Annotated in this window: 15 protein-coding genes and 1 tRNA gene; 8 read left to right on the top strand and 8 right to left on the bottom strand. The window is 71.8% G+C overall.

Annotated elements, in window-relative coordinates; genetic code table 11:
• Positions 1–21: 21 nt before the first annotated feature.
• From NFU81_RS19440 to NFU81_RS19430, 3 genes are all read right to left on the bottom strand, one after another.
• Complete coding sequence (locus NFU81_RS19440) at positions 22–252, bottom strand: hypothetical protein (protein WP_251491620.1); 231 nt, start codon at positions 250–252, stop codon at positions 22–24.
• Between the two features lie 179 nt (positions 253–431).
• Positions 432–505, bottom strand: a tRNA-Pro gene (locus tag NFU81_RS19435).
• A gap of 50 nt (positions 506–555) precedes the next feature.
• The gene (locus NFU81_RS19430; protein WP_251491618.1) at positions 556–1,485 is read right to left on the bottom strand and encodes a metallophosphoesterase; all 930 of its coding nucleotides are present in this window, start codon (positions 1,483–1,485) and stop codon (positions 556–558) included.
• Between the two features lie 86 nt (positions 1,486–1,571).
• Here NFU81_RS19430 and NFU81_RS19425 point away from each other — a divergent pair, with 86 nt between their 5' ends.
• Complete coding sequence (locus tag NFU81_RS19425; RefSeq protein ID WP_251491616.1) at positions 1,572–2,030, top strand: GatB/YqeY domain-containing protein; 459 nt, start codon at positions 1,572–1,574, stop codon at positions 2,028–2,030.
• Between the two features lie 81 nt (positions 2,031–2,111).
• Here the strand turns inward: NFU81_RS19425 and NFU81_RS19420 are convergent, their stop codons facing one another.
• Positions 2,112–4,367 carry a transglycosylase domain-containing protein gene (locus tag NFU81_RS19420; protein WP_251491614.1) on the bottom strand — a complete coding sequence of 752 codons (2,256 nt, stop codon included), beginning with the start codon at positions 4,365–4,367 and terminating at the stop codon, positions 2,112–2,114.
• A 384-nt stretch (positions 4,368–4,751) separates the two neighbouring features.
• On the opposite strand from NFU81_RS19420, the gene NFU81_RS19415 reads away from it, so the two are divergent.
• A complete protein-coding gene (locus tag NFU81_RS19415; protein ID WP_251491612.1) occupies positions 4,752–5,084 on the top strand; it encodes a WhiB family transcriptional regulator in 333 nt (110 codons plus the stop codon).
• A gap of 30 nt (positions 5,085–5,114) precedes the next feature.
• On the opposite strand, the gene bagB is transcribed toward NFU81_RS19415, so the two are convergent.
• Both bagB and bagA read right to left on the bottom strand, forming a co-directional pair.
• Positions 5,115–6,413, bottom strand: coding sequence for an ATPase BagB (bagB, locus tag NFU81_RS19410; protein WP_251491610.1), 1,299 nt, complete (start codon positions 6,411–6,413; stop codon positions 5,115–5,117).
• Positions 6,414–7,532 (bottom strand): ATPase BagA, encoded by a 1,119-nt coding sequence (gene bagA / locus NFU81_RS19405; protein WP_251491608.1) that lies wholly within the window; start codon positions 7,530–7,532, stop codon positions 6,414–6,416.
• Between the two features lie 67 nt (positions 7,533–7,599).
• Here bagA and NFU81_RS19400 point away from each other — a divergent pair, with 67 nt between their 5' ends.
• The 5 genes from NFU81_RS19400 (at position 7,600) to NFU81_RS19380 (ending at position 11,470) form a co-directional block, all read left to right on the top strand.
• Positions 7,600–7,761: a Sp36 family protein gene (locus NFU81_RS19400; RefSeq protein ID WP_251491606.1), complete on the top strand. Its 162-nt coding sequence runs from the start codon at positions 7,600–7,602 to the stop codon at positions 7,759–7,761.
• The gene (locus NFU81_RS19395; protein WP_251491604.1) at positions 7,758–8,225 is read left to right on the top strand and encodes a RidA family protein; all 468 of its coding nucleotides are present in this window, start codon (positions 7,758–7,760) and stop codon (positions 8,223–8,225) included. The genes NFU81_RS19400 and NFU81_RS19395 overlap by 4 nt, the downstream gene beginning before the upstream one ends.
• A 316-nt stretch (positions 8,226–8,541) precedes the next feature.
• On the top strand, positions 8,542–9,423 hold the full coding sequence (locus NFU81_RS19390) for an NUDIX hydrolase (RefSeq protein WP_251491603.1): 882 nt from the start codon (positions 8,542–8,544) through the stop codon (positions 9,421–9,423).
• A complete protein-coding gene (locus tag NFU81_RS19385; RefSeq protein ID WP_251491601.1) occupies positions 9,420–10,253 on the top strand; it encodes an MBL fold metallo-hydrolase in 834 nt (277 codons plus the stop codon). Before NFU81_RS19390 ends, NFU81_RS19385 begins: the two co-directional genes overlap by 4 nt.
• Positions 10,250–11,470, top strand: coding sequence for a cytochrome P450 (locus NFU81_RS19380; protein WP_251491599.1), 1,221 nt, complete (start codon positions 10,250–10,252; stop codon positions 11,468–11,470). Before NFU81_RS19385 ends, NFU81_RS19380 begins: the two co-directional genes overlap by 4 nt.
• Positions 11,471–11,485: 15 nt before the next feature.
• On the opposite strand, the gene NFU81_RS19375 is transcribed toward NFU81_RS19380, so the two are convergent.
• A complete protein-coding gene (locus NFU81_RS19375) occupies positions 11,486–12,277 on the bottom strand; it encodes a diacylglycerol kinase family protein (protein ID WP_251492162.1) in 792 nt (263 codons plus the stop codon).
• A 194-nt stretch (positions 12,278–12,471) separates the two neighbouring features.
• Between NFU81_RS19375 and NFU81_RS19370 the strand changes: the two genes are divergently transcribed.
• A complete protein-coding gene (locus NFU81_RS19370; protein WP_251491597.1) occupies positions 12,472–13,755 on the top strand; it encodes an adenylosuccinate synthase in 1,284 nt (427 codons plus the stop codon).
• 117 nt (positions 13,756–13,872) lie between these two features.
• On the opposite strand, the gene NFU81_RS19365 is transcribed toward NFU81_RS19370, so the two are convergent.
• Entirely contained in the window at positions 13,873–15,666 is a 1,794-nt protein-coding gene (locus NFU81_RS19365) for a protein kinase domain-containing protein (protein ID WP_251491595.1), read from the bottom strand.
• Positions 15,667–15,671: the final 5 nt, after the last annotated feature.

Genomic DNA, 15,671 nt, shown 5'->3' with positions numbered 1-15,671 from the left:
CCGTTGTGGATCTGGTTCCTCTCAGCCTTCCACAACGCCCTGCTTCGGGGGCATCCACAGGACTGCTTCGTTGGTGATGAGGAGGGCCAGGCCGTTCTGGTCCGGGCGGTTGCCGAAGCGCTCCAGGCGGGCGATGTCGGAGACGAAGCCCAGGCGGGCAGGCCGGTGGCGGCGCGAGACCTCAGCACGTACTCCTCCGGGGGCTGCCCGGCCGATCCTGTCCAGCGCGTCGCGGCTTCCCCCAGCCGGCAATCCGTGGAGGCGACCGTAGCGCCGTCACCGGCGCCGCCTCACGCGTTCCGCCAGCCGGGCCGCTCCCGCCCGGGAGCCGGATGTCGGGGTTGGCTCCCAACGGTTCCCAAGAGGGTCCCGGGAACGGCTCAGGGCCTTGATCCTCGTGAGGATCAAGGCCCTGACCTGCTGCTTTGGAGTCGGGGTGGCGGGATTTGAACCCACGGCCTCTTCGTCCCGAACGAAGCGCGCTACCAAGCTGCGCCACACCCCGGTGCAACGGGGTTTACTTTAGCGGACCCGGGGCCGGAGGCGAAATCCGGTTTAGGCGGGGGTCAGGGTGAGGAGGGTGGCCTCGGGGGGGCAGGCGAAGCGGACGGGGGTGTAGCGGTTGGTTCCGCAGCCGGCGGAGACGTGGAGGTAGGAGGTCGAGCCGGTGGCGGTGTGGGTGGAGAGGCCCTTCACGCGGTCGGTGTCGAGGTCGCAGTTGGTGACCAGGGCGCCGTAGAAGGGGATGCAGAGCTGGCCGCCGTGGGTGTGGCCGGCCAGGATCAAGGGGTAGCGGTCGGCCGTGAAGGCGTCGAGGACGCGCAGGTAGGGGGCGTGGACCAGGGCCAGGTTGAAGTCGGTGTCCGGGTCGGGGCCGCCCGCGACCGCGGCGTAGCGGTCGCGCTTGATGTGCGGGTCGTCCAGGCCGGTCAGGCCGAGGACGGGGCCGTGGTCGAGCTTGAGGCGGCCGCGGGTGTTGCTCAGGCCGACCCAGCCGGCCGCGTCGAAGGCGTCGCGCAGGTCGCCCCAGGGGTTGCGGACGACGCCGTGGCCGCCGGCGCTCTTGCCGTTCAGGCCGTGCTGGCCGCGGGCCTTCTCGACGAGGTAGCGGCCGGGGTTGCGGAATTTGGGGCCGTAGTAGTCGTTCGACCCGAAGACGTACGTGCCGGGGAACTGCAGCAACGGACCCAGGGCGTCCAGCACTTCGGGGACCGCGGTGGGGTCGGACAGGTTGTCGCCGGTGTTCACGACCAGGTCGGGGCGCAGGCCCGCCAGCGACTGGATCCAGCGGCGCTTCTTGTGCTGGCCCGAGACCATGTGGATGTCCGACAGCTGGAGGATACGGATCGGCCGCAGCCCGGGGGGCAGCACCGGGATGTCCACCCGGCGCAGCCGGTACGACCTCGCCTCGAATCCGGCCGCGTATGCCACGCAGGCCGCGCCTGCCGCCGTCACTGCGAGGGGTACTCCGTATCGCGCGCGCATGCGCCCATCGTGTCAGAGTCCGGGCCGGTGCCGGTACGTGGACTTAATGCGCGGCGCTCTCCTCGCGGTGGTGCGAAAATCGGGGCATGACCACGACGCTCAAGCAGCGACTCAAGGACGACCTGACCACGGCGATCAAGGGCCGTGACGAACTGCGCTCCGCCACGCTCCGGCTCACGCTGACCGCCATCACCAAGGAGGAGGTCGCCGGCACCACGGCCCGGCAGCTCTCCGACGACGAGGTGCTGACGGTGATCACCCGGGAGGCGAAGAAGCGGCGCGAGGCGGCCGAGGCGTTCGAGCAGGGCGGCCGGGCCGAGTCCGCGCAGCGGGAGCGGGAAGAGGGCGAGGTCCTGGCCGGGTACCTGCCGCAGCAGCTCACGGACGACGAGATCGCCGCGATCGTGCGGGAGGCGGTGGCCGAGTCGGGCGCGACCGGGCCGAAGGGCATGGGCGCCGTGATGAAGCTGGTCAACCCGAAGGTCGCCAAGCGGGCGGAGGGCGGCCGGGTGGCCGCCGAGGTCAAGCGCCAGCTCGCGGGCTGACCATCGTGGGAACCTGCCACGCGTAAGGGGCGCCCTCCACGGGAGGGCGCCCCTTACGCGTGCATCATCGGAACCGCCGGATCACGGACCGGTTCCGCCGGCACCGCCGGACCGGCCGTTCCCGCCGCCGTTGTTGCCGCCCGTGGTGACGGGCGGGAACGTGAAGCTCGGGAAGGGGTTCGGCAGGGTGCCGCCCGGGCCCTTGCCGTTGTCCGGGGGCTTGGTCGGGTCGCCCTGGGGGTTCTTCGGGGGCGATTCGGGCAGCGGCACGGTGACGAAGGTCGCCGGGGGTGTGCCCTCCAGTGCGCCGAGCATCGCGTCCCGCCAGATCGGCGCGGGGCCGGTCGCGCCCTCGACCTTGTCGTACGTCCGCGGGCCGATCTTGATCGGAGCGCCGTTTTCCTTGGAGTCCATCGACAGCCGCTTGCCGCCCTTGCCGGCGCCGAAGGGGTCGCCCAGCCAGACCGCCGAGGCGAGGTTCGGGGTGTAGCCGGCGAACCAGGCGTCGAGCCGGCTGTCGGTGGTACCCGTCTTGCCCGCCGTGTCGCGGCCCGGCAGGTCGGCGTTGATGCCGGTTCCGTCGTCGACGACGCCCTTGAGCATGCTGTTCAGCGTGTCCGCGGTGCTCTGCGACATCGCCTGGCTGCACCGGCTCTTCGGCACCGTCATCTTCTTGCCGTTCGGGCCGGTGGCCGACTCGATGGCGATCGGGGTGCAGTAGACGCCGCGGTTGGCGAACGCCGCATACGCCGCGGCGACCGTGAGCGGTGACACCTCGTTGGTGCCCAGCGTGAGGGACGGCACCTCCCACAGCGGCGTGCCGTCGGCCCTGCCCAGGCCCAGCTTGGCGGCCATGTTCATGACGGGGCACAGGCCCAGCTCGGCTTCCAGCGCCACGAAGTAGGTGTTGATCGAGTGTTTGAGCGCGTCGGGCATGGCGTAGGGGCCGACCTCGCTCTCCGACTCGTTCTGCGTGCCCTTGGTGCTGTGTATGACCTTCCCGCTGCATGTCGTGACGTCGGGATAGGTGGGCATCTGGTACGGCGACGGATAGGCCTTGTCCGGCTTGTAGCCCGCTTCGAGGGCCGCCGCCGCCGTGATCGGCTTGAAGGTCGATCCCTGCTGGAAGCCGTTGCTGTTGCCCATGTTCCGGTCGACGGACAGGTTCAGCTGGGTCTGGTTCTTGCCGAAGCCGTACGGCTTGCTCTGGCCCATGGCGAGGATCTTGCCGGTGCCCGGCTGCACCATGGTGTCGGCGGCGACGTACTTGTCGGTCTTGTAGACGTGCTTGCTGATGCCCTTGAGCAGCGACGCCTGCGCCTTCGGGTCGAGCGTGGTCCTGATCGTGAGACCGCCTATGTCCCACGCCTTCTGCCGGTCGGTCTTGGTCTTGCCGAAGGCCGCGTTCTGCAGGAACGTGTTGCGCACGTAGTCGCAGAAGAAGCCGGCGCCGTTGACGGCGGTGATACATCCGTTCTTCGGCGAGCTGACCTTGAGGCCGAGCGGGGCCTTCTGCGCGGCGGCCGCCTGCGCGGGGGTGATGTCCTTGAGCTGGGCCATGCGCGACAGCACCGTGTTGCGGCGGTCGAGTGCCGTCTGCTCGTTGCTGACCGGGTCGTAGCGGCTCGGCGACTGCACCATGCCGGCCAGCAGCGCGGCCTGGGTCAGGGTGAGGTTCTTCGCGGAGGTGCTGAAGTAGCGCTTCGAGGCGGCCTCGATGCCGTAGGCCTGCTCGCCGAAGAAGGTGATGTTGAGGTAGTTCTCCAGGATCTTCTTCTTGCCCAGTTCCTTCTCGACCTGGATCGCGTACTTCATTTCCTTGATCTTGCGGCCGACGGTCTGCTGGGTGGCCTGGGCGACCTTGGTGGCGTCGTCGCCCGCCTCCTCGACGAAGACGTTCTTGACGTACTGCTGGGTCAGCGTCGAGGCGCCCTGGGTGCCGCCGTCGGAGGCGTTGTTGCCGAGCGCGCGCAGGATGCCCTTGAGGTCGAGGGCGCCGTGCTCGTAGTAGCGCGAGTCCTCGATGTCGACTATCGCCTTGAGGATGTTCGGGCTCATGGACGTGATCGGGACGACGGTGCGGTCGCGCGAGTAGACGGTGGCGATCAGGCCGCCGTTGGAGTCCAGGATCTTGGACGCCTGGCTGAGCGGCGGTGCCTTCAGCTCGCCCGGCAGGTCGTCGAAGCCTGCCGCCGTACCCTTCGCCGACAGGCCGAGCGCACCGGCGGCGGGCAGGGCGATTCCTGCCAGGACCGCACCGGCCAGAACACTGACGCCGAGGAACTTGGCGGCCTGCTGGGCCGTCGTGAGCCCCCCGCCCGAACGCTTGTGAGCCATGGATGCAGCCTACGTGGCGATTCCCCGGACGTACGCCCAGGTGTTCGCCTAGTCTGTAACAGACAGGATGCGAACGTCGGCGCATCACTGTCTCCCGTCATCACTCTTGTGAGTGATGAGAGGTGCCCGAATTTCGGTATATGCCGGAGGACTTGGTCCTTGCGGTGGGTGATGCGTAGCCATATCACCCCATAGTTCCGATTTGATCAGCAGTCACTCCGTTGGGTGATCTGCTGGGCACGCATAGTCCATTCGGGCCATGCAAGATTGGGCCTGAAAGGGCTGTTGCGTCGCGCCTACCTTCCGTAACGTCCCAACTGGCACCGGTGAATATGCCGGTTGCCGCCGTGGGGGAGCCTCGATTCGGGAGAGGACGGCGCCAGCATGAGCAGCTGGGTAACCGACTGGAGCACGCAGGCCGCATGCAGGACGACGGATCCGGACGAACTGTTCGTCCAGGGTGCGGCGCAGAACCGCGCGAAGGCGGTGTGCACCGGATGCCCGGTTCGCACCGAATGCCTGGCTGACGCGCTGGACAACCGGGTGGAGTTCGGTGTGTGGGGGGGCATGACCGAACGGGAGCGCCGGGCGCTGCTGCGCCGCCGGCCGATGGTCACGTCCTGGCGCAGACTGCTGGAGACCGCCCGCACCGAGTACGAGCGCAGCACGGGGCTGCTGCCGCTCGACGACGAGGACGACTACGCCGCGGCCGGCTGACCTCCCGCGACGACCACCCTTCCGCGACGGCTACGCCGCGCTGGGGCGGCCCTCCGCGAGTTCCTGACCGATCGCCCGCAGACCCTCCAGGTCGTGTACGTCGCCCGGTAGGGCGGTGACATCCACCATGGGCACCTCCGGGTGCACCGACACGAAGCGGTCGCGGGTGCGTCGTTCACGCGCGACCACCTGCATGCGTTCTGCATGGAGGCGCAGCAGTCCGGCGGCGAGCCGCTCCGTACCACCGGTGCGGTCCGTCATGTCGGTGCGGTCCGATGCGTCGGTGCCGTCCGGTCGGTCCTGCCGGGAGTCAGCATGCCCGGCACCGTGATCCACAATGCCGGCGCCGGCAAGATTTTCTTCTTCCGTGCCTTCAGCGCCTTCAGCCACGTAGTCCTCCAGCGCCTCTGCCGCCGCGAGCGCGCGCTCCGCGGTCAGCTGGGCGGCGCCGCTGCCGTGCACCCGGTTCAGTACGAGGCCGGCCAGCGGCATGTCCTCGTCGGCGAGCCGCTCCACGAAGTACGCCGCCTCCCGCAGCGCGTCCCGCTCCGGCGCCGCGACCACGAGGAAGGCGGTGCCCGGCGCCTGGAGCAGCCGGTACGTGGCGTCGGCGCGGGTGCGGAAGCCGCCGAACATCGTGTCCATCGCCGCCACGAAGGTCTGCACGTCACGCAGCAGGCCCGCGCCCATCACCTTGCTGAGGGTGCCGGTCATCATCGACATCCCGATGTTGAGGAACTTCACCCCGGCCCGGCCGCCGACCTTCGCCGGGGCCATCAGCAGCTTGATGAACCGGCCGTCGAGGAAGGACCCGAGGCGCTTGGGGGCGTCGAGGAAGTCCAGCGCGCTGCGGCTCGGCGGGGTGTCCACGATGATCAGGTCCCAGGCGTCCTGGGCGCGCAGCTGGCCCAGCTTCTCCATCGCCATGTACTCCTGGGTGCCGGCGAAACCGGCCGACAGCGACTGGTAGAAGGGGTTCTCCAGGATCGCCCTGGCCCGCTCGGGGTCGGAGTGCTGGACGACGACCTCGTCGAACGTCCGTTTCATGTCCAGCATCATCGCGTGCAGCGAGCCGCCGGCCGACCGATCGATTCCAGCCACTTCGCGCGGCGTGTTGTCCAACTCGCTCAGCCCCATCGACTGGGCGAGCCTGCGGGCCGGGTCGATGGTCAGCACCACGGCCGTACGCCCGCGCTCCGCGGCCCGTACGCCCAGGGCCGCGGCGGTCGTGGTCTTGCCGACGCCGCCCGAGCCGCAGCAGACGACGATCCGGGTCTTGCGGTCGTCGAGCAGCGGGTCGATCTCCAGTACGGGGCTCTCCAGGCTCATTTACGCCTCCTCGTCCTCGTCCTCGTCGCCGTCCGCTGTGGTCCGGTCGTCCTGGTCGTCCTGGTCGTCCTGGTCGTCGTCCGCCGGGTCGGAGAGCCCGGGGACGGCCTGTTTGCGCAGGCTGTCGGCCAGCCGGTAGAGGCCGCCGAGGTCGACGCCCTCGCCGAGCAGGTCCAGCTCGCGCACGGGCAGGCCGAGCGCGGCGATCTCGGCGCGCTGCTCGCGCTCCAGGACCACCCGCTGGGCGTGCTCGTGGGCCTGCGCGAGCAGCGGGTCGACCAGCCGCTCCGCGACCCCGCCGCGCCGGGCGCCGCCGAGGCCGGCCTGCGACAGCGCCTTGGCCACCGCCGTACGCCGCTTGCCGACGGCGACCGCGCTGCGGTCGGCCGCGGCCTTGGCGAGGTCGCCGTCGCCCAGCAGCACCGGGCGCACCATGTTGACGATCACCGCTCCCACCGGCAGGCCCGCGGCCCGCAGCTCGGCGACGCCGTCCATGGTCTCCTGGACCGGCATCTCCTCCAGCAGCGTCACCAGGTGGATGGCGGTCTGCGGGGACTTGATGACCCGCATCACCGCCTGCGCCTGGTTGTGTATCGGCCCCATCCTGGCCAGGCCCGCGACCTCGTCGTTGACGTTGAGGAAGCGGGTGATGCGGCCGGTCGGCGGGGCGTCGAGCACGACCGCGTCGTACACCGGCCAGCCCGCCTTGTCCTTGCGGCGGACGGCCTCGCACACCTTGCCGGTGAGCAGCACGTCCCTGATGCCGGGGGCCACGGTGGTGGCGAAGTCGATCGCGCCGAGCTTCTTCAGGGCGCGGCCGGCCCGGCCCAGCTTGTAGAACATGTCCAGGTAGTCGAGCATCGCCAGCTCGGCGTCGATGGCGAGCGCGTGGATCTCGCCGCCGCCCGACGCGGAAGCGATCTTCCGCTCCTCGTACGGCAGCGCCTCGGTCTCGAAGAGCTGGGCGATGCCCTGCCGCTCCTCGACCTCCACCAGCAGGACGCGCCTGCCCTCTGCCGCGAGGGCGAGCGCCAGCGCGGCGGCGACCGTGGTCTTGCCCGTGCCGCCCTTGCCGGTCACGATGTGGAGCCTGACGGCGGATGACTGTTGAGCGCTCACCTTGCGAGCCTAACCACATGCGGGGCGGGCCACGCCCTGGGTCCCGGCGAGGCGATAAAGTCGCGGCATGGCGAAGAAGTGGGAATACGCGACCGTGCCGCTGCTCGTGCACGCGACGAAGCAGATCCTCGACACCTGGGGCGAGGACGGCTGGGAGCTCGTCCAGGTCGTGCCGGGTCCCAACAACCCCGAGCAGCTGGTCGCGTACTTCAAGCGGGAGAAGGCGTGAGCGGGGCGGTCGCGTCCAGGCTCGCCGAGCTGGGCCTGACGCTGCCCGACGTGGTGCCGCCGCTGGCGGCCTACCAGCCCGCCGTTCGGTCCGGTGACTACGTCTACACCTCGGGGCAGCTTCCGATGGTGGACGGCAAGCTCGTGGCCACCGGGAAGGTCGGTGCGGAGGTCACGCCGGAGCAGGCCAAGGAACTGGCCCGGGTGTGCGCGCTCAACGCGCTGGCCGCGGTCAAGTCGGTCGTTGGCGATCTCGACCGGATCGCGCGGGTCGTGAAGGTCGTCGGGTTCGTCGCCTCCGACCCCGCGTTCACCGGGCAGCCGGGCGTGGTCAACGGGGCGAGCGAGCTTCTCGGCGAGGTTCTCGGGGAGAAGGGGGTGCACGCGCGCAGCGCTGTTGGCGTGGCGGTGCTCCCACTCGACGCTCCCGTCGAGGTCGAGATCCAGGTCGAACTGGCCTCCTGAGCCGCCGCTCCGGTACGCATTCGCTTGGCGCGGTGCCTTTGCGGTGGCCCTCCGGCAAGGGGTACGCCCCAGGGGCGCGGGGAACTGCGCGCTCAGCCCCCGCCGGGGCGCGGGTCGTCTCCGTCCCGAAGGGGCTGTTCGGTCCGTGCCGGACCACCGGCCGGTGGCCGGTTGCGCGCGCAGTTCCCCGCGCCCCGCGGGAGCGCACCCCTTGCGGAAGGGGCACCCCCGCAGCCCCGCGCCCCGCGGGAGCGCAACCCCCTGTGCAAGGGGGAGGCTCTCGAACATGGCGGCGGGGCGACGTAGGCTCCGCCGCATGAGCATGATGAGCGGGGCCGCCGTGCCGGCGGCGTGGCCGGAGCGGATCCGGGCGCTGGCCCGGGGGGAGCTGGAGCCGGTGGTGCCGCGCCGGGCGGCCACGGTGCTGCTGCTGCGGGACACCGCGGCGGCAGACAGCGGACCCGCCGTCCACATGCTGCGGCGCCGCGCGTCGATGGCCTTCGCGGCGGGCGCGTACGCCTTCCCCGGCGGCGGGGTGGACCCGCGCGACGAGCGGCCGGTGCGCTGGGCCGGGCCGGCTCTCGACGACTGGGCCGGGCTGCTGGGCGTCGACCCGGCGGCCGCCCAGGCGGTGGTGTGCGCGGCGGTGCGCGAGACCTTCGAGGAGTCCGGGGTGCTGCTGGCCGGGCCGGACGGCGGCACCGTCGTGGCCGACACCACCGGCGGGGACTGGGAGGCCGACCGCGCCGCCCTGGTCGCACACGACCTGGCCTTCGCCGACTTCCTCGACCGCCGCGGCCTGGTGCTGCGCACCGACCTGCTGCGGCCGTTCGCCCGCTGGATCACCCCGGAGTTCGAGGAGCGCCGCTACGACACGTGGTTCTTCCTCGCCGCGCTGCCTGCGGGCCAGCTCACCAGGGACGTGTCGGGCGAGGCGGACCGCACCGCCTGGCTGCGGCCGGCCGACGCCGTCGCCGGCTACGACCGCGGCGAGCTGACGATGCTGCCGCCGACCATCACCATGCTGCGCGACCTCCTTCCCCACGGCTCCGCCGCCGCGGCGCTGGCCGCCGCCCCGGGGCGCGACCTCGCCCCGGTCATCGCCACCGCCACCGTCGACGAGGCGGGCGCGGTCGTGCTGACCTGGCCCGGCCACGAGGAGTTCACCCGTACCGCACCCGGCGGTGAGGAGCGGTGAGCGCCGGGACGACGCCGGGGCAGCCGCGGGCCGCGGTCGGCGGGTGGGCGACGGCCCGCGCACTGTGCGTGCTCGCGCCGAACGCCTCGCCGATGACGCTGGACGGCACCAACACCTGGATCGTCGCGGAGCCGGACTCGCCGCTTGCCGTGGTCATCGACCCCGGCCCGCTGGACGAGGCCCATCTGGCCAACGTCCTCGCCGCCGCCGAGCAGGCGGGCAAGCGGGTCGCCCTGACCCTGCTCACCCACGGCCACCCGGACCACGCCGAGGGCGCGGCCCGTTTCGCCGAGCTGACCCGCACCCCGGTCCGCGCCCTGGACCCGGCGCTGCGGCTGGGCGACGAGGGGCTGGCCGCGGGCGACACCGTGACCACCGGCGGCCTCGAACTGCGGGTCGTGGGCACCCCGGGCCACACCGCGGACTCGCTGTCCTTCCTGCTGCCCGCGGACGCCGCGGTGCTGACCGGCGACACCGTGCTCGGCCGCGGCACGACCGTGGTCGCCCACCCCGACGGCCGGCTCGGCGACTACCTGGACTCGCTGCGGCGGCTCCAGGCGCTCACCGTGGACGGCGGTGTGGACACCGTCCTGCCGGGCCACGGCCCGGTGCTCGGCGACGCCCGGGGCGTCGTCGAGTTCTATCTCGCCCACCGTGCCCACCGGCTCGCCCAGGTCGAGACCGCCGTCGAGTCCGGGCTGCGCACCCCGGCCGAGGTGGTCGCCCACGTCTACGCCGACGTCGACCGGGCACTGTGGCCCGCCGCGGAGCTGTCTGTCCGCGCCCAACTCGACTACCTGCGCGAACACGGACTCATCGAGCTGCCATGACCCTGCCTTCCGCTGTCTTCACCCCCCACTCCCGCGCCTTCGCCGCCGACCCTTACCCGGCCTACGAGGAGCTGCGCGCGGCCGGCCGCGCGCACTACTTCGAGCCGACCGGGCAGTGGCTGATCCCGCACTACGACGACGTCAACGCGCTGCTGCGGGACCGCCGGCTCGGCCGCACCTACCTGCACCGCTTCACGCACGAGGACTTCGGCCGTACCGCCCCGCCGCCCGAGCTCGAACCCTTCACCGTGCTGAACGACAACGGCCTGCTGGACCTGGAGGCGCCGGCGCACACCCGCATCCGCCGGCTGGTCGCCAAGGCCTTCACCCCGCGCCGGGTGGAGGAACTGGTGCCCACCGTCGAGCGGCTGGCCGCCGAACTGATCACGTCGCTGTACGCCGACGGCGGCGGCGACCTGCACGCCCGGGTCGCCGAGCCGCTGCCGGTCGCGGTCATCGCCGAGATGCTGGGCATACCGGCCTCCGACCGCGACCAGCTGCGGCCCTGGTCGGCGGCCATGACCGGGATGTACGAACTCAACCCGGGCGAGGACGCCGCCCGCGCCGCCGTGACGGCCAGCGAGGAATTCTCCGCGTATCTGCGGGAGCTGATCGCCGCCCGGCGCACCGAGCCCGGCGAGGACCTGATCAGCGCGCTGATCGCGGTCCACGACGACGGCGACGTGCTGAGCGAGCAGGAGATGGTGTCCACCTGCGTGCTGCTGCTGAACGCCGGGCACGAGGCCACCGTCAACAGCACCACCCTGGGCTGGCTCGCCCTCTTCCGGCACCCCGAGCAGCTGCGCGTCCTCCAGGAGGAGCCGGCCCGGCTGCGGGACGGCGTGGAGGAGATGCTGCGCTACGACACCCCCCTGCAGCTCTTCGAACGCTGGGTCCTCGACGACATCGAGGTCGGCGGCACGGTGATCCCGCGCGGCTCCGAGGTCGCCCTGCTCTTCGGCTCGGCCAACCGCGACCCGGCCCGCTTCGACGAGCCCGACCGCTTCGACGTCACCCGCCCGGCCGTCGACAACCGGCACGTCAGCTTCGGCGCGGGCCTGCACTACTGCCTGGGCGCCCCGCTGGCCCGCCTCGAACTCAGCGCGTCCTTCGGCACCTTCCTGCGGCACGCCCCCGGGATGCGGCTGCTGTCCGAGCCGCGCTGGCGGCCGAACTACGTCATCCGCGGGGTCGAGGAGCTGCTGGTCGGCTGGTGACGTCGCGGCGCCGCCTCAGCGGCGCGGCACCGTCAGCCGCCAGGCCGCAGGCTCCACCGTCCACGTCCTGGTCCGCACGGGGCCGGTGATCGCCGAGTCCGCGCGGTAGCGGAAGTCCCGCCCCGAGACGGTGATCGTGCGCGCCGTGGCCCGTACGTGCGACGCGCCCTCCGTACGCCGGACGTAGACCTCGGCGAAGCCGGCGGGGGCCGGGCGGACCGAGATCTCCTGGACCGGCTGGTCGAGGTCGGCCAGCAGCACCCCGTCCGCCTCCACCCGCAGCCGCTGCCGGGGCGGCGGGTGGGCGCCCGCCGGGATCGGCGCGGTCAGGGTGCGCACCAGCGACCTGGCGGTCTTCTCGACCGGGGTCCACCAGTGCGCGGCGGTGTGCGAGACCGGGCTGCCGCACGGGATGCTCAGCGCGCCGAGCACGATGCCGCCGCTCTCGTCCACCAGCAGGTCCAGTTCGCGCGGTGCGCCGTCCAGCACCGCGCGGGCCGCCGCCGGGACATCGCCCGGGACGCCGAGCGCGCGGGCCAGCGTCGAGCGCGGCCCGATCGGCACCAGCGACACCGGCGCCTCGTGCAGGGTCCTGTCGCGGTGCATCGCGCGCACCGTACGCAGCAGAGCCTGGTCGTCGCCGAGCACCACGGGGTGGCGGCGGCCGCGGTGCGCGAGGGCGCGCTCGGCCTCCTCGGCGGACTCCGGGAAGACGATCTTCACTGAGGGTGCCCCCGCACACAGGACATCCTTCGCGATTCGCACGGACTCTCCGTCGGTCGCACGCGCCGCCGGATCGATGACCAGCAGCAGGGGCCACCGCCGGACGGAGTCCGGCGGAGGAGGCCCGGGAGGGTGAGCCGACACCTTGGTCCTTCCTCAGGTAAAATCTCGGTGCAAGAGCCCCTTGCGCCTTTGCGTCAGGGGCTTCGTCTATTCCGGGGCAGGTTCGACGGCTCTCTGCACGTTGGACATGCCCCGCCCGGAAGGGGTGTACGCCTGTGCCCGCACTTGTGCTGCTCGGTGCTCAGTGGGGTGACGAGGGCAAGGGGAAGGCCACCGACCTGCTCGGCGGCTCTGTCGACTACGTGGTGCGTTACCAGGGCGGCAACAACGCCGGCCACACGGTGGTCGTCGGCGACCAGAAATACGCACTGCATCTCCTCCCCTCCGGCATCCTGTCACCTGGATGCACCCCGGTGATCGGCAACGGTGTCGTGGTCGACCCGGCGGTCCTGCTCTCCGAGCTGAGCGGACTCGACGAGCGCGGAGTGGACACGTCCAAACTGCTGATCAGCGGTAACGCCCATCTGATCACGCCGTATCACCAGACCATCGACAAGGTGACGGAGCGCTTCCTGGGCAACCGGAAGATCGGCACCACGGGCCGCGGCATCGGCCCGGCGTACGCCGACAAGATCAACCGGGTCGGTATCAGGGTCCAGGACCTCTTCGACGAATCGATCCTCCACCAGAAGGTCGACGCGGCGCTCCAGGACAAGAACCAGGTCCTGGTGAAGATCTTCAACCGGCGGGCGATCAGCACCGACCAGGTCGTCGAGGAGTACCTCGGCTACGCCGACCGGCTCAGGGGCTACGTCACCGACACCGCACTGGTGCTCAACCAGGCGCTGGAGGACGGCAAGGTCGTGCTCATGGAAGGCGGCCAGGGCACGCTCCTCGACGTCGACCACGGCACCTACCCCTTCGTCACCTCGTCCAACCCGACCGCCGGCGGGGCCTGCACCGGCAGCGGAATCGGCCCCACGAAGATCACCCGGGTGATCGGCATCCTCAAGGCGTATACAACGCGTGTGGGTTCGGGACCGTTCCCCACCGAGCTGTTCGACGAGGACGGCGAGCGACTGCGCACCGTCGGCCACGAGTTCGGCGTCACCACCGGGCGCAACCGGCGCTGCGGCTGGTTCGACGCGGTCATCGCCCGCTACGCGACCCGTGTGAACGGACTGACCGACTTCTTCCTCACCAAGCTGGACATCCTCACCGGCTGGGAGCGGATCCCGGTGTGCGTCGCCTACGAGGTCGACGGCCGCCGGGTGGAGGAACTGCCCTACAGCCAGAGCGACTTCCACCACGCCAAGCCGATCTACGAGTACCTGCCCGGCTGGTCGGAGGACATCACCAAGGCGCAGACCTTCGCCGACCTGCCGAAGAACGCGCAGGCCTACGTCAAGGCGCTGGAGGAGATGTCGGGAGCGCCGATCTCCGCGATCGGGGTCGGCCCCGGCCGTACCGAGACCATCGAGATCAACTCCTTCATCTGACCGTTCACCCCTCAACCGCCGCCGTGCATTGCCACGGCGGCGCAAGAGACCGAGCCGTAAGCCCCGCCGCCCTGGTGCGCGGGGCTTACCGCTGTCCGGGCGGGGGCGGCCCCGCGGTCAGCCGATCTTCTCGTACGTCAGCGGCGACTTCTCGCCCGCGACCCCGTCGCGCGTCAGGTGGGTGCTGTCGACCAGGGTCAGCGTGGTGGCGTTGCCCTTGAAGCAGGAGCTGGCGGGCTCGCCGCTGACCACCTGCGACGGGCTGAGCTTCGCCGGCGGCCCCGCCTCGGTGACCACCATCGACCAGACGCACTTGTAGAGGGTGTCGGTGCCGTTCGTGCGGGACCCGGTCAGCTCCACCGAGCCGTCCTCGTGCACCGTCAGGGTGCGGGTGTCGTAGATCGCCGGCTCGGTGCGGACCATCGACTCCCAGGTGCCGACGAGGTCGTCCGGCGGTGCGACCGCCTCCGGCGTGGCCGTGGGCGTGGCCGTCGTCTCGGTGGGCGTGGGCGTGGGAGTGGGGGTCGGTGTCGGCGTCTGGCTCGGCTCGCTGGTCGCCGGCGCGGACGTGGACGGCGTGGCAGTGGGCGACGGAGGTGCAGTGGACGGCGCGGTCGGACCCGCGCCGGAAGGGGCGCCCGTGCCGGTCGGCGGGGGCGCGTCGGCGTGGCTGCCGCGGTCGTTCTCGTGGACGACGACGTAGGCGGTGGTGCCGCCGGCGATCACCGCGAGCAGCGTCAGTACGGCGACGAGCGCGCCGCGTCCGCGGCGCCGGGGGGCGGCGGGCTCCGCGGCCGGCACCGGGGCGGGCCCGCCGGACGCCGGCGGCGGCCCCTGCGCGGCGACGCCGCCCGGGGCGGCCGGCTCCGCCGCCAGGACCGCGTGCTGGCCCGACACCACGGTCAGGGCGGTCGCACCCGCCGCCCGGGCGGGAACGGCCGCGTCCGCAGCCGAGCCGGACTCCGCGGCGGCCTCGACCTCCGCCTCCAGTTCGAGCAGCTGCACCGCGTGCCGCCCCAGCTGGGCGACGATCGCACCGGGCAGCCACGGCTCGACGCGCCCTGCGGGGGTGTCCTGCGGCGCCTCGTCCGCCGGGGACTTGATGAGCTCCAGCACCTCGGTCAGCGAGGGCCGCCGCTCCGGCTCCTTGACCAGGCACGCGGTCACCAGGCCGCGCAGCCCCTCGGGCACCGCCTCCAGGTCCGGCGGCTCCTGCGCGATGCGGAACATCTGGGCGTGCACCCCGCTGCTGGCCGCACCGAAGGGCTGCAGCCCGGTGGCGGCGTAGGCGAGGACCGAGCCGAGACAGAAGACGTCGCACGCCGGGGTCACCCGGTCGCCGCGCACCTGTTCCGGCGACATGAACGCGGGGGAGCCCACCATGGCACCCGTATGGGTGAGCGTCGGGGAACCGTCCGCGACCGTCTCCAGGGCGCGGGCTATACCGAAGTCGATGACCCGGGGGCCGTCGATCGTGATCATCACGTTCGACGGTTTGAGATCCCGGTGCACCAGACCCGCGGCATGGATGTCGGTCAGCGCGTGCGCGAGCCCGGCGGCCAGCACCCGCACCGAGCGCTCGGGCAGCGGCCCGTAGTCCTTCATGACCTGCTGCAGGGAGGGTCCCGCGACATATCCGGTGGCCACCCAGGGGATGTCCGCCTCGGTGTCGGCGTCGAGCACCGGCGCGGTCCACGAGCCGCCGACCCGCCGGGCCGCCAGCACCTCACGGCGGAAACGGGTGCGGAATTCCTCCTGCGCGGCAAGTTCGGCGCGCACCAGCTTCACCGCGACCGTGCGCCCGCGGTCCGAGCGGGCCAGGAAGACCACGCCCATTCCGCCGGTGCCCAGTCTGCCGAGCAGTCTGTATGTGCCGATCCGCTGCGGATCGTCCGCCCTGAGCTGCTCCATGACCG

It is taken from the genome of Actinacidiphila cocklensis (genome assembly GCF_907177275.1).
Lineage (GTDB): Bacteria > Actinomycetota > Actinomycetes > Streptomycetales > Streptomycetaceae > Actinacidiphila > Actinacidiphila cocklensis.
This window is presented reverse-complemented; position numbering and strand designations above follow the sequence as displayed.